We start from the raw sequence: 20393 nt of genomic DNA on the forward strand, positions 1-20393 counted from the left end.
GTCATCATTGGTCATTGGTCATTAGTAAACAAACAACAAATGACAAATGACTGATGACTATTTAATATTGATAAATTCTGAAGTGGTTTGTGTGTATTTACGTACTATAGCCATCACCTTTTCAGGTGATACAGGGTTGGCGAGCAAATCTGTAGAACCTACAACTTTAGCTCGAACTCTGCCTAAAAGATTATCGCTGTCTGTTAAGATAACTATCGGCGTATTAGCAAATAGGGAAACACGCCTGAGTTGAGCGCAGATTTCATAACCACTAGTAACTGGCGACACCAAATTCAAAAAAATCAGGTTTGGTCTATGCTCAATGAGGATTGATAGGGCATGAATGCTATCTTGAACATTAATAAATCTAAACCCATTTGAGATAATAATATCCTCTAGTGTTTGACTAACCGAAGGGTTATTATTAACATAAGCAATCAGTGGACTATTGTCAGTTGTGATTTTTTGAATCAAAGACTTATTATTAACTTCAACAACTCGTAAAGGCAAGTCAAAAACTTCTACTAATTCAACTGTTCCTTTAGATATATAAGGAAGCAAAGAATGGGTAACTTTAAGTACGCTTTGCTTCATTTTTACGGCTAAATCCCATAAAGTGTATTTGCCATTAATTAAAGTCAAAAAATTCTTGTAGACTGCTGAACTTACCTGTTTGTGAAGTTGATCTGGTTTTCTTACTGTTGGGGCTAAATTAGGTGATATATTCGTCAAACCAGCTTCTGACCAATTTTTCCAAGACTCTTGCATCAGTTTGAAAGACATATCTGCACCCGCGATACTGATTGCTGCTTCTAAGATAGTTTCTTGGTTGCGATCGCAACTTATGGAGTAAAAATTTGCTTGTTGATTGATATCAAATAATAACTCTGCAATTGTGTTTTCTATCACAGAAATCATTTGTTCACGCTTAATTTTTTGTTGCTTGTATAGAGAAGTTAGCAGAGAATAATCCCAATAATCAAGAGATGCTTCTTGAGAGTGCAAAGATATCTTATCAACATCTATACTAGGGCAGTTTTGGGCGATTTGTCGACGCCAACGCCGGAAGGGATGAGTACCTCCTGTTGCCCAAATTATTCTGCCAAAATAATAATATAAAATCCATTTTTGAGCATTGGCACTTTTTATATTTAATCTGCCACTGTATTGTGATTGATTACAAAGTTTCAATTCATTAATTAATTTATCTGCTACCATCATTGGCGCATGGTTCATATTTTTTTCCTTGATTAATATCATGGGTAAATTATTTTGATTATGTCGATTTTTATCGACACATTATTAATTAACTATATTTTTACGGTTCAAATTAAATGAGTCTTTCTCCCACACTAAGGAAGGTTTAGAGAAAGTTGCACCTCGCCCTGAGTGCGCTTGAACTGAAGTTCAACCCTCATAGTCCAAGTCCGTGAAAACGGACTCAAATGTATATCTTGTAAGCTTGAGCTTTGAGCCAATAAATTTATTTATTGGCAAGCGAAAAAGTAGGTGCAAGATCTAAGTTGATTAGTTTGAAAACAGCTGTATTTTTATGTGTTGGTATACAGATTTCCTAAGTTCAAAATCAAACTTTTCTAGGAATTATATATACATAGTATACTTTTAAACTTAAGTTTGTATCCGTATTAATTCTGATTTTATTGTTATGTTAATTTGTAGAGATAGGTAGTTTGTCGCTGAGAATATTGTAGAGAAATAGCTTCGTAGTAAGCAATTCAATTTCCTGGAGTATACCTGCGCTCACTACAAAGCCGACCAAACTAACACGGCATCTCAAAATTTATGTTTATACTAAATAAAATAATTGATACCAAACTCTACTTAGTAGAAAAGCTAAAAGCCATACTCCGACTTCTAGAACTTGTTGTAGTTTTTACCGCTAGCGATCGCTGCTCTGAGATTACCTTGATTTTCAGAAAGCAGTTGTAGACTTTGTTCTTTGTCCAAGCCAGTCCAGTGCATTAGGAGTGCTAACTTTACCCATTTACCGCTGCGTTCTAATAAAAAATCTGATGCTTCCCGACTTAAACCCGTCAAGTCTTGCAAGATTCTTAAAGCGCGATCGCGTAATTTGTTATTAGTTACCGCTACATCTACCATGCGATTTCCGTAGACTTTGCCTAAGCGCACCATCACACCCGTAGACAAAATATTCAAAGCTAGCTTAGTTGCGGTTCCAGCTTTGAGGCGAGTAGAACCAGCAAGCACCTCTGGGCCTGTTAATAGGCGAATATCAATATCTGCTTCTACACTCACTTGCTCAGCAGGTACACAGGCGATAAAAATTGTAGTTGCTCCCCGTTGACGAGCAGCATTGATCGCACCATGAACATAAGGTGTTGTCCCACCAGCAGTAATACCAACTACTACATCTAGTTGCGTCACTTGTCGCTGTTGTATCGCCGCCTCTCCATCTTGAAAGCGGTCTTCTAAATCTTCAGAACTGCGTAGTAGCGCCCCAGCACCACCAGCAATAATTCCTTGTACAAGTTCTGGAGGAGTACAAAAAGTTGGTGGACACTCAGCAGCATCTAATACTCCCAATCTCCCGCTTGTCCCTGCACCAACGTAAAATAGCCGTCCTCCCTTTTGCAAACACTCGGCGGTATGTTCAATTGCTTGAGCCAACTGGATTTTTGCAGCAGCAACCGCAGCCACTGCTTTTTCGTCCTCGCGATTAAAAATTTCTACCAACTCTAAACAACTAAGTTGATCTAGGTTCTGACTATTAGGGTTAACTTGTTCTGTGAGCAGATGTCCGCGTTCCTGTAAATCAGTCATTTGTTGGTTGTCCTTGAACCACTATGTGGAGTCAAGTGTCAATTGTCCAGAGTCAGTAGTTTTTTAAGCATTGACCATTGACAATTGACCATTGACTAATGAGTATTTATAGTAATCCTTCTAATCGGCGACGAATACTATCTAGTTCCGAATCAGACAATTCTGCTTCTGGTGGTGATTCTTGGGTATCAGTGTCTGGTTTCCAGTCGGTTTCTTCTACATTGATTTCTGGGGGAACCACCAAACCACTATTTTCTGTGACGATTTCCCAATCATAGCCAGCACTTTGACAAAACTCTTTGATCTCTTCAGCATCAATTGGCTCGACTGCGGGTGTAGGGAAATCTTGGGCTTCTAGCATCAAAGCAAAGCGGGTGGCGTCGTCTTCTGACTCAAACATCAAAATTTTATTGCGATCGCCTTCTCGAACTGTGTGGATTCCTTCGTTATCTGTGCCAGCATTGAAGATTAACACAAAAACACGCATGGGTGTAATCATCTTTCCTTTTTTTTGGGGTCTATTCTTAATTAAAGTTCTAGCTGGTGTCTAAAGAAAAGATTACGAAGCTCACCCGGGAGCTAATTGGGATGTCTGGCGATCGCGGTTTCGTGGCTTCTGACTTGAAAGCAACCTCACCCCGTCCTGTCGGACACCCCTCTCCTTACCAAGGAGAGGGGTAGGGGGTGAGGTTATTTCATACTTAGTGGTGAATTTTTTTCATCGGGACTGACCTCAGCCCTCTGCCTCCTGAATCAATACTACAAAATATTATTTAAAGCTGGTGTCTACCTTTTGGGTTAACTCTCCCCGTTCCACTTTCACGAGATTATCCCTAGCTGCAATAGTAATATACAGAGAAATTCCGCAGTCAACAGCAGCCATTACCAATGCTGCGGACAAGGTTTTGGTTCCACCAGTGTAGTCAGCCATGATTTGGTGTCCGCTTTCTTGTTGTAATTTGCGGATACAATTGCAAATTTTGGCATAGCATTCGGCTAAATTATCGGGATTTTGCACTAAAATCAAATCCCGTTCTGGTTGAAAGTTTTCTCCTAAATCTACCTGTGTGGGAATGTTGGGTAATCTTTCGATCACCTCTGCACCCCGACGCACTTCACAAGGAGTTCCTTCGCCAATAACTTGTGATTTACTTCCTTTTTCACCTTCGGAAGCGATAAAGATAACGCGATCGGGTTGTAAGCTGCGGATAGCGGTGATGATGGGTTGGAAGGAACCACCGACGGTGACAAGGAGAATTTTAGACATAGTAGTTGTTGTTTAGTGTCTTGCAAAATTATTCTGATGGTTTTATAAAACCACTGTTTAAAAAAGTTATTTTATTTTGAAAATGCAACATAGTTAATGTTAACTACTGATATATTATTCAATTCTTCCTGTTTTAAATATTCTTTTTAATTCTTGATAATAATGTTTAGAATTATTGATTGCATCACGGACATCATGCGCATGGTTTCCTTCTTCTAATAAAGCATGAGCGATACTTTTACGAATTGGATTAACTTTAAAATATAACTTAGCTAATTCACTATTTTTTATATCTCGATGTAGTAAACTTTTCATTTCTTCTCGCGCATTCTTATTTCTAATATCTTTGTTTTCAATTTCGCATAAATAAGTAATAATTGCCTCAGCTAAAGTAATATATCCAGTAGCATATCTTTGATTATCAAAATACCAGCCAGCTAGTTCTAACTGATATTCTGATTCTTTAACAGAGGAACGTGCAAATTTTTTGACAAAATCATCAAGTGTTTTGATTAAATATTGGAAAGGAGTTTTAGGAACTGATTTTTGTAGAGAAGTTCTTAAAATAGAGCTTTTTTGTTTAATAGCGTTAACATTATTAATATTTAAAGATTGAGAAAGTTCTTCTATCTGATTTGCCAATTGATTTTCATTTTGAGCTTTCAAAAGCTCTGCTATAAAATTACCATTGCCATAACTTTGTAAACTATAGGCACCTTTAATCCAAGAAGTCATTTCAAACAATGGGTTTAAGTCAACAACTGGTGTATATTTTAGTTCCCTTGTAACATCCAGCATCCCATAGTAAACACCAGAAATTTTAATTTGCTTTTCGCTAGCTAAATCCTTGATAAAGGTAACAGTTAAAAACAGGAATAGGGATAAAGAACGGAATGAATGAGTAATATCAATATATATTTCATCTCCTGGATTTAACCAATCTACAATTTGAAAAATTCTGTCAAAATTTTCCCATAATTCATCTTGAGTAATGCCGTATTTTATTAATATACATTTAGAATGTTGCCCCAAAATTTCTTCTATTGGTGATAAATCTAAAGAATTTAGAGGACTATCATATTTCAACTCATCAATTTTGCAAGCTAAATCTAGCCAATAATCATCATTTTTCTGTACGCCATTGGTTTCACAAAAAAAACGATATACTTCTTCCCACATTGACTTCACTGTACCAATGAAAACAATTCCATCTAACTTAAAATGTTTGTATAGTACAGCTGCCATAAATCGACTTTGAGGATATGATATATCGCCAATTTTGTAACAGGCTTCTTGGTACTCTCTGTCATAATTAACTTGACTTTTAAATCTTCCACCAACACCAATAGGAGAAATTAATATTTTAGCCATTGTGCTTAATTCCTTTTATTGAGTTAATTTTACTGAGGAGTTAAAGTTGGAATTTGAGTCTGTCCCATCCCCAATCGTGTCTTCATCCCCGTACCAGCAAACCGCGCATATTGAACTAATAAATTAGCCACATTTGCCAATAAAGAGTCAGCACGATTAAAAATGTGTAGCGTTACATCACCCACAAATCCATTCACATAACCTCTATGTAATTGCCAACTTCTGGTTTGAATTTTGTGATTTTTCAGCAAAATCGCATTGCTGAGGTAAGCAATTAATTCATCGCCTCCCAAATAAACAGGTGCAAAATTATTCCAGCGTTCTAACCAACTGCGAAACATTAAATTTGGTACAGGTAGAGGTAGATTTGTTCCACCCTGAGAAAAAACTGTCGGAGTTCTAAACTGCAACTCAAACCGTCTGATTGCTTCTGGTTCATTTGCTACTAAAGTAGTATACAATTCTTCATAACTAGTAATTTCATCTTCACGGTTGATAACGTTAAATTTAGCTCCAAGGAATTCTAAAGAGTCTGAGAGATTAAGATGAGAAATTGCTTTTGCTGAAACTTCCTGTAATCCAGACAGAGATAATTTGTAAAATTCCTCTGGATGGAAGGTGAAAAAATCTCTAGAAGTGGAGCATGAACCGATGATTCCTGAGTATGAAACAGAAGGAATCGCTTCGTTTCCCATTTCTAAACCTAGTTGTTGATGCAGTTGTTTTACCAGTTCCAAGCTATAGGAACGGGGTAAAATTGTCGGTTCTGATACACTTAATATCCAGGTAGAACGAATTAGCATTAGTCTTGTAGATTTTTGAATTTAACCCATCCCGGTACAAACTTAATTTCACCTTTGGTATTCATCACAGTTCGCCTAGACTTTGGTGCTTCAAAACCAGGCGCTTTTAAACCACAAGTATCGCGAATATCTTCCCGCAGTTCATCATCAAGACACAAGCCAATAGTAGTTCCATTCATGCCACTACCCCAACCCAATCTCAAGCTATAGGGACATTTTTCTGGTTCGTAAAATTCGCGGATGTAATTAAAATCTAAATTTTTCCCTGATGCTCGAGGATTATTTTTAATTTCTTGCCAATAATCATGCTCATAGTCCCATTGTTCTTGAGTAAATTCTTGACATATTTGTAAGAGTTCATCCAGGTTACTAAAGGGTAACTTCATCCCCTGTTTATGTGTGAACCATGAAAGCATTTCTGTATCTAATGTAATGGTGAATTCTGTTTGGATATTTCGCACCATTTCAGTATAGATAGATGCTTTATATTTAGCTAAGTAATCTGGAAATCTGCTAGAAACTACTACCTCGGCGACAACAGGTATGTTAACAGGTATTTCTTGACCTTTCTTAGTTTTGATTGTGCTTTCTAAGAGTGGTGCTGAATCTGTAATTTTGATAGCTCTGAAAAAGTCTGTATTTGGCCCTTTACCAGGAAAGTTTCTCTCTTGATATGTGAGGTGGAATTCTGAGAATAAACTATCCATGAATAGCTCATCATCGAGAAATTTCTGCTGATTTTGGTTAATTTTTCCTAATTTTTCTCTCAATTTTTTCTCAATTTCGCTCACCCGCTTTGATGAAGGTAATTGAAAAAGGTCTGCGTGTTTCAATAGATAATATGTGATGGCAGTTCTAATTGCTCCTTTAATTGAAGAACCAGGAATAAATAATTGTCCCATCCCATTCCGAATCATGGGACGCAAATCTGTAATTCTCTCAGATGTCAACTTTTGGCTGACGGCTTCTTTGGAAAAAATTGGACAACCTTCTGCATCTTTAGCTTTCCACCACTCGGAACCAAAGGCTTGTTTTAAAAGTCCTGTGATGTCTTGGCGTTCTTCAATTGCTTGAATATAGTCATTGAAAAATCGTCCTCCTTGCGCTAATAAACCCTTTGCTAAGGCTTCTTGGCTGGGGAGATATACTTTTCTATCTGTCTGTACATATTCAAAAGGATTTAATCTTGATACTGATGAGCCAATATGTAAAATTGGACTTGTCAAGAGAATCTTTTTTGATTGATAAAAATCAGGTTTCTTGAGAGTAAAATCGGGAGAAACCACCATAATATTATTTATCCTGTGCTTTAATTGACAGACTTAAGCTAATACCACTACGGTAAATGCGATGTTTATTGAAACCGTTGGGTGTAACATCTACCAGTTTTCCTTGTGGTGGTACAAGAAAAACCGAACCTTCGCTAAACATGCGCACCATTTTACGTCGGAGTTGATTTTCTGCTATCCAACCACCCCGTTCTTGAATGTCATAGCTAGCTTGATTTAAAAACTCGGTTGTTATGGGTGTATCCCAAAACAAACTCATTAGCGCGTGATGATTTCCATCAGAAAAATTTACTACCTTTTTCCAGGTTTCTGGTAATTCTAACCACTTAGCTTGAAATCTCCCCGCACCACTCGAACGTTCTCCTCCCAGTCCTTCTTCTCCTAATAGATACAAAGCAGCTTTTAGCTTGTCTGTTAATTTCTCTCCTTCTGGAGATAATTGTATGAGAAAGTATAAACCAGCCGGATTTTTCTCCCACTCAAATTGAACAAAACCAGTATGGTAAAAGTTTGTTGCTCTAGTAACGCGGTCTACAGCAACTTTGGGAATTTTGTTAATTTTAAAGGCTTTTTTGTAGTCAAAGGTTCCTGCTGCTTTTTTACCAGTAGTTTGAGCAATTAATTCTTGGCGATCGCTCTCTTGAAACCCTTCTGTTTGATACCATCTTTGCCATATTTCTAAAGGCAAATAATTAAGCTTTTTGTAGGTTTTGAAAAAAGCTAGATCGTCATCAGGATAGTTGATGGGAAACTTCAGGGGACGGGGAAGATAGTAAATTGTTTCTTGTCCAACTTCTCGGTAAATAAAGGTGGAACTGATACGGAAAGGGGGAGTTAATTCAGGTTGCTCTTTTGAAGGAAATATCTGCAATAATTCCTCAACTGCATTTTTACCGAATAACCGCGCATAGACACTAACCCATGCACTAAATAAAGCATCGGAACGGACGCGATCGCTCGTTTTTTCCATGCCAATTCCCACTTCCCCAAAATGCGCGGGGCTACGGTCAAAGTTGAGTTTAACAAGTTTCCAGACACTCATATCAATCTCTTGGCAGTAATCGTTGTTCGATGTACTCGCGTAAATTTCCAAAGTTATCTAAGAGTACTTGGGTGTTAGGAATGGTTTCTAATGGTTGTAAACCTGATGTACCAGGAGGAGTACTGGTAATTTGGCGGTACTGTGCCAAGCTACGATAGGAAAACTGAAAGTTCTGAAATCTGACTTTACCGTAACCTCTAGAACCATGTCCGCCAAGTGCATCATCTTCTAAAATGGCGAGTGCGATCGCAATATTTTGCAAATCTTCGATGGCTTGGTCTTTATTTTCAACGGTGTAAACTAATTCAAACTGGAATTTTGAGCCAGCAGGTACACGTTCTAGCTGTCTGGGATTTGCTGCGGCTGTCACTCGATCAATACCGTTTTCAAATTTCCACTCGGTCATGTATAAACCAGTGTCAACTTGCTTTAGTTTTTCTGCTGATTCTGGTATCAAATGGCAATCTCGAATAATCAATCGAGCTGGTGCGTTACGTCCGCGATTGATTCTAATACAATTTTGATTTTGTATTGTAGAAGTAGGATTATTTTTATTTTCTTCATATAATCCTTCTTCTCTAGCAGTTTCAATTGGCATCCAAAATTTGGAACCCCCGGTAGAACCAAATAGACGACTAATTTGACAGGTGTTAGCACCTTCGTAGGCAATAAATCTACCTGCTTCTACTTCAGTAAAACCATCTTTTAAATCGTCACTTTCGTAGCGCCAAGTACCGCTTCCTCCTGTACGATTTAGGGGTTTATTTAATAATCTTTCTAAGGTAGAACGTAGTTTGCCTTTAATTGAAGAACCAGGTAAATAAGGATATTTTGTGAGAGGATCACGAATTACCGGTTTATCCAGTCCACCGATATCCAAATTTTCGCCACCACCACCAATATGCAATCCTGTTTCAGCAGAAAGTTGACTAGTGAGGGTTAATTTACCAAGTAAGGGTTTTTGTGCGTATGATACTGGCATATTTACTTTCCACCTTCAGCTTTGTGATAAGCAATAATTGATTCAAGTAATTGAACTAGCCGTTCAAAATCTTCTTTGCTGTGAACTTTGTCAATAGCAGCTGACATAACTTCACCTAATGGTTTTGCTGCTTTTTGTCTGGCAGCAGCATATGCTAATTTTGGTTTCAGCAGAACAACTTCTGTTTCAACTTTGGCAAATTCACCTGTTTCCGCTAAGTCAGCTTTTAAGCGATTTACAGCATCTAAAAATTTGCGAACTTGGTTTGTTTCTAATCTTTGTTGCTTGAGATAAGGGCCAAATTCTTCAGCATGTTTAACCAAGTCTCGAATGGGATATGTTTTTAATCCATCAGGTAGGTCGTTAATAGTTTTAACAATTTCCTCAACGATATTTTGTGTTTTATTCACATGAGTTTGAGGAATTGATTGCCTAGAATTTAGAGGTGGAATTGATAATTTTGGTTTAATCGGTTCTGGCATATAAATTACTAGCGATTTAAAAGTTCAATCCAAGTAGCGATCGCCCGAAAATAAGGCGCATTATATGGACTTTTTAAGGAAGTCCGAAAATCACTGTCATCTAGTACATTTTTGGGTAATCTCGCTAAAGTATAAGCAATCTTGGGTAGATGCAAATAATAGCGAGTTCCTAAAGCCTCCTCTGATTTTTTGTTGTCTTCAAACTTTTCTAATGCTTTTTCTTGTATTTCTGCGGTGATGAGTAAGTTACGCACAAAATTACGGGAATAATTAACCCCGATATTTTGCTGTTCTAATCTCTCGACAAATGGTAATATACCTAGTAGCTTTGGTCTAGTTTCTGAATGTAAATATTTTTGAATTTCAGAATCAATCATGCTGATATCTTCTATTCCCAGCCATTCATCCCACTTAAATACTTGGCTAAATAGACCTAAACTATCTTTACCATTACCTTTACCTTTTTCTTCCGCATCTCCTGATTCATCAGCGGCTTTGTAAAGCGGAAATTTAATATCATTAATACTAATACCACCTGATAACGTAATGTCTGGATTATTTCCTGTATAAGCGCGGAAGCACTGATAAACATCAAAGGCAAATTCTACAACTTCATTCCATGCACCACTCACAAATAAATCATCACCACCTGCATAGATAAATAGTAAATTATCTCGCCTATTTGGAGTTAAAAATTCTGCTTTTTTCTGTAAAATATCTGCGATTACTTGATTTTGATTAAGGAAATTTCCTTGCCTAAATTCAGCTAAAGTGTTGAGATAAACTTTAAAGAAATAACTCATCTGGCGCGAAAGTCCAGCAATTCTTGGTAAAGTTTTATTTTCTCCTAAACCCTCAGCAAAGATTCTCCCCAAATTGTCTACATCCATTCGCAGATATCCAATTCTATGTATACCTTTGGCTTTTTCCGCCATTTCATTAGTACGGATAATCAAACCTTTTTCTTCACTACTTTCTTGAGCATAGTTTCCCAGCAGTAAAGGAAAAGATTTCCTAAACTGGGAGAATTTATAATGCTCTATGTTCCAGTCATTTACCAATAACGCTGTGTCATTATCTGGAACTATTTGTTTCCATCTGCGAAACAAATGATAGTAAACATTTTTAGCATCACGTTTATCAGTAGCAGGAAGTTCAAAAGCAAGTGTGTCAAACTTATCCTCAAGGTTTTGACTTTGCGATCGCACTATCACTTCAACTCTTAATAACTGTCCTCCTAACTCAAACATTCTGCAACAAGTTTCACAAGCAAGCACCGAATCTGGCTCGTTCTTATTAAGCTGCTTTAATTTTCCTGGTTCCACATCATCACGATGACAAACTTTACAAGGTTCGTGACTTTCACTTTCTTGAATAAATTTGCTAACATTTTCAGCAAACTTACGAGACTTTTGTGCAGCTAGTTTTTTACTTGTCAGTTCTGACCAATATTCGGCAAATCTTGCAGTGGTAATATCTGTGATGGGGAAGTCTAAACAATCAAGTGTGAGAAAAACTTTGCCTTGAAGCTCACCCAAAAGCCATTCATTAAATTGTTGACGAACTTCTGCAACATTGATTTTAACTGATTCTATTGCAGGAGCTAATATATATAAATTACCACCACCTGCATAAATAACATTTGTACGTGGTAGTTCTAACGCTCCCAAAAGTTGCTGTACTACTTCTTCCGTAACTAATTCCAAGTAAAAACTGCGCGCACGCAAAGATTTCAGCGCACCATCAGAAGATATAGTGTAAATAAATTTTTGAATACCTGATAAATCACCTGCAATTAAAGTTAGGTTATTGCTTTCAGGATTATTTGCTAATGCAGCAGCAACCGCAGCAGTGCTTTTAGCTATATCTATTAATGCAACATCCGCATCACCAAAACTGATAAAAGAACCATATTTTTCTAGAATCAAAGTCAGCAAAGATAGGTTATTTAAATCTCTATCGTCATCGAGTTTATCTAATTCTTGTTTAATTTCATGTTTCAGTTTACTGAAGTCTTCTAATGAAGGTTCTTTTTCTACGGGGTAAGGTATTTTAGGATTACAATCGCCAATAAAATCTGGCTTCCAATAATGTTGTTGATGCTGATTTTGACTCTTTTTCTCTTCGTCTTTTTCCAAGTTTACTAAGTCAAATAACAGACGCAAGGCTTTTGGGTTTTCCTCGCTATTCCAAGAAAGTAATCTCTGTGCTTCTGCAACGGCTTTTTTGATTACATCCTGATTACCATTTGCTGCTATTAACTTTGGTAAATTCTCTTTTAATTTCGAGTTTGTCCAATCCGCTAGCACCCTAACGGCTTCTTGGATCACTTGCAAAGCAGCTCGTTCAGCAACACGTAATTGTTTCATTATTTACTACCCAACCTTACTAAAACTTTTGCCAACATCTGCACCATCTCCCTTCCGGAAACATCCTTTCCTCGCTCAAGACAGTGAACCTTACCAGTCAATACAGGCGACTCAGATTCAATCACATCCTCTTTATCCTCAAGATCGCTGTGTATGATTGCAACTATCCGCAACCCCAGCGATTCACAAAACTCTTGCCATTCGGGAATTTTATCGTTTTTCCCAGATAAAATTACTGCGTGTGTTGCTTCTCGCATAATGATCCGATTTTCATTAGTTATTCTTCCGCCAACTTCAATGATATTTAGGGGTGTGTTTGCATTCCGCACCCAATTTGCAGCTTTGGTTGCAAACTCTGGGGTAAATTTCGCCTTGTATGCTGCTTTTAACTGTTGTGCTAATTTTAGGTCGCGCTGTGCAGCCTCGGAATACCATGCACCCTCACCATCTGGACAAGCGGTAATCACATAAGGATAGGGTGCGCCTGCAATGTTAGAAATTGCTTGCTTTAAACCTTCGCGCAAACAAGATTTTCCCGATTGGGAAGGACCGCAAATTACAATTTTTGGGTAAATTTTATCCTTTTGCGGTTCGTCTGTTTCGATCAGTTCGCCTATCTTGTATGCCGGAGTATGAGAGACTGCTACAATAAAGGATTTGTAGCCTTTTCTACCTATTTTGGGGTCAAAAACTGCGATCGCACTATATAAATGAGATATCTTATGTGCGATCAAGTAACTAACAGCTACAGATGCAGGCCCATCAATTTTAAGTAGTTTGCCCCCAGCAAGTTCCCCCAGTGTTATCATCTCATCTAAACGTGCCGCCGCATCCCGCACTACTTGGTCGCCATTTGCAGGTTGACCAAACCTGACTTTTAAAACGTCACCTTCAAGGTTTATCTGATACGAAGTCATATAAATTGACAGTATTTATACTTAAAATTTTAATAACGAAATATCTATCAATCAACTAAGTGAGTGTAACAGATTATACTCAATATCATATATGATTTGTATCACAAATTATACTGATTTGGGATCATGCCAATTTTAGATTTTAGATTTTGGATCGGCAATCTTTGCTAAGTAGTCATTACCTTGGCTGATTGCATGGATACATCATAAATCCTGCTGGAAGAGGCTGCTTCCAATTAGGATTAACCTAGAGGTAATGATGGTTTGCAGTTGAGTTCAATACAGACTGAACCACTCAGTCTCCTCTTTCCTTGTAGGCTTAACCAAAGGTAAGAGGGAGGTCAACACTAATGACAGCAAAGGTTAAAATTGTGCTGGAGCCAGTTTTCCAAGATATTCCCAACGTCGAACTGTTGCAGTGGTTAGCACGTGGTTCTCTCAAACAAAATCTACAGCGAGCAGTTCGTTTATGGGTGTGGTTGACTTCGCTGTATGGTGAAAACCCCTTGGCTTTAAATGACGCTTTCACCTATGCTCAATGGCGGGATGTGTTTTTTACTTCTACGCACCCCAAAGGTGAAACTGTTCCCAAACTACACGATGAAAAATGTCCCTGTGCTAAAACTACCGCAAAATGGCTATTTGATCCAAAAATAGGAATTTCGGAAACTGAATGGAAAAAATCAATTATTTCCTACGCAGGTATAAATAAATATCAACTGGATAAATTGCTCAAAGCACGTTTGTTTGGCGTAACTCGCCGTTCCCTACAAGCTGATTTGGAAACTTTAGCTGAGTTGGGATGGCTATTATATGAAAATCAGAAATATCATCGCGTAACTGAATTACCATTACGCCCTACAACTATAAATAATGAAGTCAATATAGCGAAACTTGGTGCTTACGAATTAAATTTTCTCCAGGAAGATTTGAGTGCGATCGCAGAAAACCATTCCCAAAAAATCAATGGTGTACAACGCTTTTTCCTCAAACTTGATTATGTCATTCCCCGTAGCACAATTGATTTAGTTGAAGACTGGCAATACAAATTAAGACAACTTTGGACAAAAACTCCAGTTCCACCGATTAAGCTAACATACAACAGCGCCAAGGTAAGAGATACCGTTGATTGCATCGTTTATCCGGTATGCATCTACTACATGCAGAGAGCAGTTTATCTGTGTGCCTATGGTGAAAGTCCCCTACGACAAGGTGATTGGTATAATTTTCGCCTTGATCGCATTCAAAACATGATCCGCCTAGAGTGGACAAACCCTCAGCTTCCCCATAATTTGCAACAAAGTTACCAACAGAAATCTTTACCCACTCCAGATGACATCGCAGTCGCAATGAGCAAAGCATGGGGTTTTGATTTCTATTTGCCTGCTCAACTGATGCTACTCAGATTTGAGCGAGAATTTCATGATCGCTACGTTAAAGGTACTGAACGCCACGATACCTTTGTGGAAATTACTTACCAACAAGCACAACATTTAATTCGGCGCGAGGTTAAACAAGCGGAACTACAGCGAGCACTGTTGAAGATTTTGGCGAATCGTTCACCGAATGATGCCTATTATCAAGTAAGTATCCGATACCAAGATCATAAATATAGAGATAATAACGTCATTATGCGCCTGCGAGCTTGGCGTCCTAAATGCGAAGTCTTGCTTCCCTTTGATTTACGACAAAGTATCGCTGCTGAGGTAGCAAAAGAATTCCTGTTTTACCATCAAAATTCCCTGTTGTGATGAATACATTGAAACTAACAGATAAATTTGCAGAAGCACTAGTTTATGCAACCCGTCTCCATGCTCATCAAACCCGTAAAATTAGCGGTGTTCCTTATGTCACACACTTATTAAGCGTTACAGCACTGGTACTAGAAGCAGGAGGGACTGAAGAAGAAGCGATCGCAGCTTTGTTACACGATGCGATCGAAGATCAAGGTGGAAGTCAAACCCGCGAGGAAATTCGTCAGAAATTTGGAGACACAGTAGTAGCAATCATTGATGGCTGTACTGAATGCGACATTTACCCAAAACCACCTTGGCAAGAACGCAAAAAAAGATATTTGCATAACTTGCGTCATGCTTCACCCTCCATCCGGCGGGTGTCTTTGGCGGATAAACTACACAATGCCAGGTCGTTATTAGCAGACTCGCGACAATATGGCAACAGCATTTGGAATGAATTTAAAGCTGGTAAAGAAGGAACTTTGTGGTTTTACCAGGAACTTTTACGAGTTTACCGTGAAAATGGTTCAGACTTAATGACTGAGGAGTTTGCACGGGTAATTGAGGAACTGTCTCAGGTTTGATATCCCTGCATTAATTTTGGCGACAGCGTGCGATCGCCCTCTTAATTATTTCATGCAACCCCCTGCTACTACTTGAGTGATGACAATCTTTGCAGTAAATTCACATAAATCAATTAATATTGCTTATGTTAAGGTAAATTTAATAAGATTTGATTGAGCTTGATTGAAACTTTATCGAAGCTTTGTGCGTCTACCTAAGTGGTTCAAACTCACTAGTAATAGAGCTTTATACAGCACTGTGTTTCTACCAGCACAATGTGCTTATCTCAGTACTTACATATAAACTGCTCTACTTATTCTTAATATTTAGTGAGTTTCTCGATTAGCACAAATAGCAATTTTTCAATACAAGGTGTAAAAAATGACTTATTTTCTTATTCAGTTGCAAAAAGCCTGGCCAACTTAATGCTGGAAAAATACTAAGAACCTGCATATCTGGCTTGAATAAGCCAAATACATTAAGTGTGGTCGTTTGAGGATTCAAGCATGATTCGGATTAGAGATGTTGTGCAAAAGGCTTTATCAACAGGGTACTTGACTGTAGAAGCTGAAAATCAGCTACGGCAATTATTGAGTACACGCTATGACCTAGAAGATTTTAATGCTTTTATGACTTTACAAGAAGCTGCTATGACAGGTAGGGTGAAGCAGGAGTCTCGTGAGCGTTGTGGGATCAGGTAGAGATTTGCTCGGTGATGTCTCTATTTATTAACGCTTACGCTGCTCGTCATCTTCAAAATCCTCTAGAAACCCCCAATCATCTTCATCAGCTTGATAATTTTTCTCGCTTGAATTATCTTCATCAGTTAGATCATCACTTGATGGTTGATATGGGGGAATAATTACTCGATAGTCAGCATCATAAACTGATTCAGTTTTTCCGACTCCAGAATTTTTGGGTTCGCGGTAGCTATAGGAATATGAAGAACCTGAACGAAAGCTGTCTTTAGGTTCTTGTCGGCGTTCATAGCTTTTCGAGTCCCTAACTTCGGTATCTTGAGCTTTTGTTGCGTCTGATTTCTCCTCAAAATCCCAACTTTCACTGTTGTTGATGTCCCAATCATCGTCTGGATTGGATTGAGATGAAGTTTTAGCAGCCGATGGTGGGGGGCTGGTATAGCTATCAGCATATTTTTCTTGTGAGGGACGGCTACCACTCACTGAAGTTCTACGAGACTTCGATGCAAAAGGTTTTGGTCGTTGCGGTGCTGCTAAATACGACAATTGAAATAAGCCAGAGATCAGCAAAGAGGTTGCAGCACCAGCAGCAATGCTGAACAAAATCCATATTGCCAATGGCAATGGTCTACTTTGCATACCGAAAAAGACTAATGGGAGGATAGGAGACCAATTTTGCACTAATAACAGCGCTAGTCCTCCCATAGTTGCTACTAATAAAATTAATCGAAAAAGAGCCATAGAGATTACAAAGGATGAAGGCAGAAGATAAAAAGCAGAAAATTAGGAGGTAAAGGGAAAATACTTATACTTTAGATTTTATTTGGTCTTCCACACTTCACACTTCATCCTACCCTTTGGGAAACTGCCCAAAGGGCATCCATATACTTCATACTTTATCCTTCATCCTTCACAAGATGACCTTGCCAACGTTGAATAGGAATACAATCAATATCGAGTTGATCCAAAGCACGGGCAACTACAAAATCAACTAAATCCTCAATAGTTTGAGGATTGTGATACCAAGCAGGAATTGCAGGTACGATTCTTACTCCGGTTTCTGCAAGGGTGGTTAAGTTCCGCAAGTGAATCAGACTAAAAGGAGTTTCACGGGGAACTAGGACTAGCTTTCGCCCTTCTTTTAGCTGTACGTCTGCGGCTCGTTCTAACAAGTCGGAACTTAACCCTGCTGCTAACTTAGCTACCGTACTCATACTACAGGGAATTACAATCATTCCTAAAGTACGAAAGGAACCACTAGCGATATTAGCCCCCACGTCTCCCCAAGGATGACAGCGTAGCTTTCCCCTCGTTTCTACTCCTGCTTGTTGTCGCCAAAATTGTTCCTGTTGAACAGGTTCTACTGGCATACGAATATTTTGCTCAGATTGCCAAACCATGTAGGTTGACTTAGAAGCAACTAATTCAATTTCATAGTCGGCTGTAAGCAAATATTTCAAAGCGCGAACTGCGTAGATTAAACCAGATGCACCTGTAATTCCTAAAATGAGTGGCTTGTTATTGTTTGACACGTTTCTATTATTTGGGAAGAGTTAGTAGGGTCGTTCGCGTAGCGTCTCCCTTCAGGGAGATAGCATTTGTATGAGTATCTTAAATGCAAAACTAAATATTTTGGTACAAATGTTTCGCCCGTACAGTAGTTAGTAGTTAGTGGTTTTTTTTACTACTAACTACTATTGACTAACCACTAACCAGCTTTTTATTCATCCTCTTCATAGGATTCTAAATCGTCCGGCTCTATGTCACCAGGTAAGTACATATCTGGTTCTTCACCATTGACGCTGATATCCTGGCGATAGGGAATACCATCGCTGCCAACTGTAACTAGATCAATTTGTTGACGGTAGTAATCAACGCTTTTAACTTGGACGGCGACGCGATCGCCTAATCGATAGGAAGCGCGATTTTTCCGGCCAAATAGGGCTTGTTGTCTGGCGCGATATTCGTACCAATCGTCTTTGAGGGAACTGACGTGTACTAATCCTTCTACTCGTAAAGGTACGTTATGATCACCATTTCCATCTTTTGGTGGTACTTCAATTTCGACAAAGAACCCGTAGGATTGGACACCTGTAATTACACCATTGAAAACCTCACCGATGCGCTGTTTCATTAAAGAGGCTCTTTGCAAGCCTTCTAAGTCAGTTTCGGCTTCTTGGACTTCTTTTTCTCTGTCGTTGATTTGGGTAATTACTCTTGTCAGCTCGCTTTGCAACTCTTGTTGCAATTCTGGTGGTAGGACGTTCCAGTTAATTTCGCCGTGGCTGGTTGAAGAACGCAAGTTCACACGCTCTTTCACACGAGTATTGCGGCGATCGCGTCCGTGTTCTAGCAGTGAGTGATATACCCTCTGCATCAGTAAATCTGGGTAACGTCGTAAGGGTGCGGTAAAATGGAGATATTCTGGCAATGCCAAACCAAAGTGTGGTGCTTTATTGGTGCTGTAAACTGCTTGTTTGAGCGTATCTTGTAACAAATAAGTCAAAACTTGTTCCGAGGACGACTCGGCAAATACCCTTGTCAATTGTTGATAATCCAGAGGTTGGATCTCAATATCTGGTTCTAGTGACAATTCGATGCCCAAATTGATCGCTAGTTTCAGCATCTCTTGCACATCTTCGGGATCAGGCGCGCCTTGGACTCGCCAAATGCTGGGAACACCTAAAGCACTCATGTGATTGGCCATGATTTGGTTCACCAGCAATACAAACTCTGTCAGCAGCGATCGCACAGGTGAATCTTTTTCGACTACGCATCCGAGAATACCTTCATCATAGAAGGGGTTTTTATTTGTGGGCAGGTTTAACTGCAAACTTCCGCGTGCAGTGCGTTGTTGTTTCAGGACTACTTGCAACTTTTTCAACTGTTGCAGTATTTCTACTGCTTCGGCAGGCACTTTCGTAACTTTTTTACCCAGAAGAATAGTTTCTGCTTGCTGAGCATTCACTGAAGCGTCTACTTTAACTACACTGGGTTGAATTTCCCACTCCAGTACTTCTCCTGATTCTGGATCAAAGGTAATTAAACAAGAGATACTGAGGCGATCGCTTCCCGTTACTAGAGAACACCGCTCTACCACGTTTTCTGGTAACATTGGCAAAACCAAATCTCCCAGATATACCGATCTGCCCCGTCTAAGTGCTTCCCGATCAAGTGCTTCATCTGGCTGCACGTAGTGGGAAACATCACAGATGTGAAAGCCTAGCTGCAAATTGCCAGCGCTAGTTGTTTCCAAGGAAAAGGCATTTTCTACTGTTTTGGTGTCAACATTATTACCCTGTATCGTAATAGTAAACTTGTTACGTAAATCTAGCCGCTCTTTTAAATCTGCCTTTAAAATCCTTTTTGGTAGTTTGGTGGCTGCTTCTTGAACGTTTTCGGGAAAACTACGGGAAAGGTCATGCTTGCAAGTAACTAAATCTATATCAGCTGCTGCTTCTGCATCACTACCAAGGATTTGCACAACCCGTCCTAGTGGGGGATATTGTGCTAGTGGATAACGTAGAACTTCCACATGGGCGAGATGGTCGATCGCTTCTTGCAATTTCACACCATTGGCGTACAGTTTCAGTTCAAATAGTAGGCGATCATCTAAAGGTACAGCACGATAGCCCCCTTCTACTTGTTTGATCCGTGCCAACAAGGTGTGGTTGGAACGTTCTAAAATTAATTTCACCTCTCCTTCTGGAGAACGACGCCGACTACCTTCTTTGAGAACTCGTACCAAAACGCGATCGCCATTCCAAGCATTACTTAAATGGCTTTCTCGAATGTAAATGTCTTCAGTTCCCTCTACATCTTGAATTGCAAAGCAAAAGCCTTTGCTGGAACAACGCAACTTAGCTTCTATTAGTCCTTCTTCAGTAATGCGGCGATATTTACCGCGTTCTTTCACTAAAATGCCAATTTTCTCTAGTACCTCTAAGATGATGTGAAGTTTCTGTAAACTCTCTTCATCTTCACAACCAAGTTTCTTTTCTAGAAGTTTACGAGCTACCAATTTATCATCAGTGAAATTGGCAAGGAGTGTAGCGATTGAAAATTCCATGC

The 20393-nt window shown here is 38.9% G+C and carries 19 protein-coding genes; 4 read left to right on the forward strand and 15 right to left on the reverse strand.

Annotation, left to right across the window (positions count from 1 at the left end; genetic code table 11):
- Positions 1–57: 57 nt before the first annotated feature.
- The 3 genes from NIES592_RS02940 to NIES592_RS02950 form a co-directional block, all read right to left on the reverse strand.
- Complete coding sequence (locus NIES592_RS02940) at positions 58–1236, reverse strand: response regulator (protein WP_084552202.1); 1179 nt, start codon at positions 1234–1236, stop codon at positions 58–60.
- Positions 1237–1875: 639 nt separating this feature from the next.
- A complete protein-coding gene (murQ, locus tag NIES592_RS02945; protein WP_073554860.1) occupies positions 1876–2802 on the reverse strand; it encodes an N-acetylmuramic acid 6-phosphate etherase in 927 nt (308 codons plus the stop codon).
- A gap of 106 nt (positions 2803–2908) precedes the next feature.
- Positions 2909–3301: a DUF3110 domain-containing protein gene (locus tag NIES592_RS02950; RefSeq protein WP_016870173.1), complete on the reverse strand. Its 393-nt coding sequence runs from the start codon at positions 3299–3301 to the stop codon at positions 2909–2911.
- A 44-nt stretch (positions 3302–3345) separates the two neighbouring features.
- On the opposite strand from NIES592_RS02950, the gene NIES592_RS24885 reads away from it, so the two are divergent.
- A complete protein-coding gene (locus tag NIES592_RS24885; RefSeq protein ID WP_178379461.1) occupies positions 3346–3483 on the forward strand; it encodes a hypothetical protein in 138 nt (45 codons plus the stop codon).
- Between the two features lie 88 nt (positions 3484–3571).
- Here NIES592_RS24885 and NIES592_RS02955 read toward each other — a convergent pair whose 3' ends face one another.
- From NIES592_RS02955 to NIES592_RS02995, 9 genes are all read right to left on the reverse strand, one after another.
- Positions 3572–4069, reverse strand: coding sequence for a hypothetical protein (locus tag NIES592_RS02955; RefSeq protein WP_073554861.1), 498 nt, complete (start codon positions 4067–4069; stop codon positions 3572–3574).
- 114 nt (positions 4070–4183) lie between these two features.
- Positions 4184–5440, reverse strand: a complete 1257-nt coding sequence (gene csx2 / locus NIES592_RS02960) for a TIGR02221 family CRISPR-associated protein (RefSeq protein ID WP_073554862.1) — start codon at positions 5438–5440, stop codon at positions 4184–4186.
- A gap of 29 nt (positions 5441–5469) precedes the next feature.
- Positions 5470–6243 carry a CRISPR system precrRNA processing endoribonuclease RAMP protein Cas6 gene (gene cas6 / locus NIES592_RS02965; protein WP_073554863.1) on the reverse strand — a complete coding sequence of 258 codons (774 nt, stop codon included), beginning with the start codon at positions 6241–6243 and terminating at the stop codon, positions 5470–5472.
- Complete coding sequence (gene csm5 / locus NIES592_RS02970; RefSeq protein ID WP_073554864.1) at positions 6243–7532, reverse strand: type III-A CRISPR-associated RAMP protein Csm5; 1290 nt, start codon at positions 7530–7532, stop codon at positions 6243–6245. Before csm5 ends, cas6 begins: the two co-directional genes overlap by 1 nt.
- Positions 7533–7536: 4 nt before the next feature.
- The gene (gene csm4, locus NIES592_RS02975; protein ID WP_073554865.1) at positions 7537–8574 is read right to left on the reverse strand and encodes a type III-A CRISPR-associated RAMP protein Csm4; all 1038 of its coding nucleotides are present in this window, start codon (positions 8572–8574) and stop codon (positions 7537–7539) included.
- A 1-nt stretch (position 8575) separates the two neighbouring features.
- A complete protein-coding gene (csm3, locus tag NIES592_RS02980) occupies positions 8576–9556 on the reverse strand; it encodes a type III-A CRISPR-associated RAMP protein Csm3 (protein ID WP_073554866.1) in 981 nt (326 codons plus the stop codon).
- Between the two features lie 2 nt (positions 9557–9558).
- Positions 9559–10038: a type III-A CRISPR-associated protein Csm2 gene (csm2, locus tag NIES592_RS02985; RefSeq protein WP_084552204.1), complete on the reverse strand. Its 480-nt coding sequence runs from the start codon at positions 10036–10038 to the stop codon at positions 9559–9561.
- Between the two features lie 8 nt (positions 10039–10046).
- A complete protein-coding gene (cas10, locus tag NIES592_RS02990) occupies positions 10047–12407 on the reverse strand; it encodes a type III-A CRISPR-associated protein Cas10/Csm1 (RefSeq protein ID WP_073554867.1) in 2361 nt (786 codons plus the stop codon).
- Entirely contained in the window at positions 12407–13324 is a 918-nt protein-coding gene (locus tag NIES592_RS02995) for a CRISPR-associated protein Csx3 (protein WP_073554868.1), read from the reverse strand. The genes cas10 and NIES592_RS02995 overlap by 1 nt, the downstream gene beginning before the upstream one ends.
- Before the next feature lie 371 nt (positions 13325–13695).
- On the opposite strand from NIES592_RS02995, the gene NIES592_RS03000 reads away from it, so the two are divergent.
- The 3 genes from NIES592_RS03000 to NIES592_RS03010 all read left to right on the forward strand — a co-directional run bounded on the left by NIES592_RS03000 (position 13696) and on the right by NIES592_RS03010 (position 16325).
- A complete protein-coding gene (locus NIES592_RS03000; RefSeq protein WP_073554973.1) occupies positions 13696–15075 on the forward strand; it encodes a TIGR03985 family CRISPR-associated protein in 1380 nt (459 codons plus the stop codon).
- Positions 15075–15644 carry an HD domain-containing protein gene (locus tag NIES592_RS03005; protein ID WP_062250750.1) on the forward strand — a complete coding sequence of 190 codons (570 nt, stop codon included), beginning with the start codon at positions 15075–15077 and terminating at the stop codon, positions 15642–15644. The genes NIES592_RS03000 and NIES592_RS03005 overlap by 1 nt, the downstream gene beginning before the upstream one ends.
- Positions 15645–16130: 486 nt before the next feature.
- Positions 16131–16325: a hypothetical protein gene (locus tag NIES592_RS03010; RefSeq protein ID WP_009756696.1), complete on the forward strand. Its 195-nt coding sequence runs from the start codon at positions 16131–16133 to the stop codon at positions 16323–16325.
- 27 nt (positions 16326–16352) lie between these two features.
- Here the strand turns inward: NIES592_RS03010 and NIES592_RS03015 are convergent, their stop codons facing one another.
- The 3 genes from NIES592_RS03015 to NIES592_RS03025 all read right to left on the reverse strand — a co-directional run bounded on the left by NIES592_RS03015 (position 16353) and on the right by NIES592_RS03025 (position 20391).
- On the reverse strand, positions 16353–17063 hold the full coding sequence (locus NIES592_RS03015) for a LapA family protein (RefSeq protein ID WP_073554869.1): 711 nt from the start codon (positions 17061–17063) through the stop codon (positions 16353–16355).
- Positions 17064–17218: 155 nt separating this feature from the next.
- A complete protein-coding gene (locus NIES592_RS03020; protein ID WP_062248757.1) occupies positions 17219–17854 on the reverse strand; it encodes a flavin prenyltransferase UbiX in 636 nt (211 codons plus the stop codon).
- Positions 17855–18042: 188 nt separating this feature from the next.
- Complete coding sequence (locus tag NIES592_RS03025; RefSeq protein WP_073554870.1) at positions 18043–20391, reverse strand: ribonuclease R family protein; 2349 nt, start codon at positions 20389–20391, stop codon at positions 18043–18045.
- Positions 20392–20393: the final 2 nt, after the last annotated feature.

This window comes from Fischerella major NIES-592, from assembly GCF_001904645.1.
In the GTDB taxonomy this organism is placed as follows: Bacteria; Cyanobacteriota; Cyanobacteriia; order Cyanobacteriales; family Nostocaceae; genus Fischerella; species Fischerella thermalis.

What these genes read in the sequence shown, in the direction of transcription:
- NIES592_RS02940 (WP_084552202.1), bottom strand. Translation starts at nt 1,236, where the DNA reads ATGAACCATGCGCCAATGATGGTAGCAGATAAATTAATTAATGAATTG.
- csm5 (WP_073554864.1), bottom strand. Translation starts at nt 7,532, where the DNA reads ATGGTGGTTTCTCCCGATTTTACTCTCAAGAAACCTGATTTTTATCAA.
- csm4 (WP_073554865.1), bottom strand. Translation starts at nt 8,574, where the DNA reads ATGAGTGTCTGGAAACTTGTTAAACTCAACTTTGACCGTAGCCCCGCG.
- NIES592_RS02995 (WP_073554868.1), bottom strand. Translation starts at nt 13,324, where the DNA reads ATGACTTCGTATCAGATAAACCTTGAAGGTGACGTTTTAAAAGTCAGG.
- cas10 (WP_073554867.1), bottom strand. Translation starts at nt 12,407, where the DNA reads ATGAAACAATTACGTGTTGCTGAACGAGCTGCTTTGCAAGTGATCCAA.
- NIES592_RS03015 (WP_073554869.1), bottom strand. Translation starts at nt 17,063, where the DNA reads ATGGCTCTTTTTCGATTAATTTTATTAGTAGCAACTATGGGAGGACTA.
- NIES592_RS02950 (WP_016870173.1), bottom strand. Translation starts at nt 3,301, where the DNA reads ATGATTACACCCATGCGTGTTTTTGTGTTAATCTTCAATGCTGGCACA.
- csm2 (WP_084552204.1), bottom strand. Translation starts at nt 10,038, where the DNA reads ATGCCAGAACCGATTAAACCAAAATTATCAATTCCACCTCTAAATTCT.
- csx2 (WP_073554862.1), bottom strand. Translation starts at nt 5,440, where the DNA reads ATGGCTAAAATATTAATTTCTCCTATTGGTGTTGGTGGAAGATTTAAA.
- csm3 (WP_073554866.1), bottom strand. Translation starts at nt 9,556, where the DNA reads ATGCCAGTATCATACGCACAAAAACCCTTACTTGGTAAATTAACCCTC.
- NIES592_RS03005 (WP_062250750.1), top strand. Translation starts at nt 15,075, where the DNA reads ATGAATACATTGAAACTAACAGATAAATTTGCAGAAGCACTAGTTTAT.
- NIES592_RS03010 (WP_009756696.1), top strand. Translation starts at nt 16,131, where the DNA reads ATGATTCGGATTAGAGATGTTGTGCAAAAGGCTTTATCAACAGGGTAC.
- NIES592_RS03025 (WP_073554870.1), bottom strand. Translation starts at nt 20,391, where the DNA reads ATGGAATTTTCAATCGCTACACTCCTTGCCAATTTCACTGATGATAAA.
- NIES592_RS02955 (WP_073554861.1), bottom strand. Translation starts at nt 4,069, where the DNA reads ATGTCTAAAATTCTCCTTGTCACCGTCGGTGGTTCCTTCCAACCCATC.
- cas6 (WP_073554863.1), bottom strand. Translation starts at nt 6,243, where the DNA reads ATGCTAATTCGTTCTACCTGGATATTAAGTGTATCAGAACCGACAATT.
- murQ (WP_073554860.1), bottom strand. Translation starts at nt 2,802, where the DNA reads ATGACTGATTTACAGGAACGCGGACATCTGCTCACAGAACAAGTTAAC.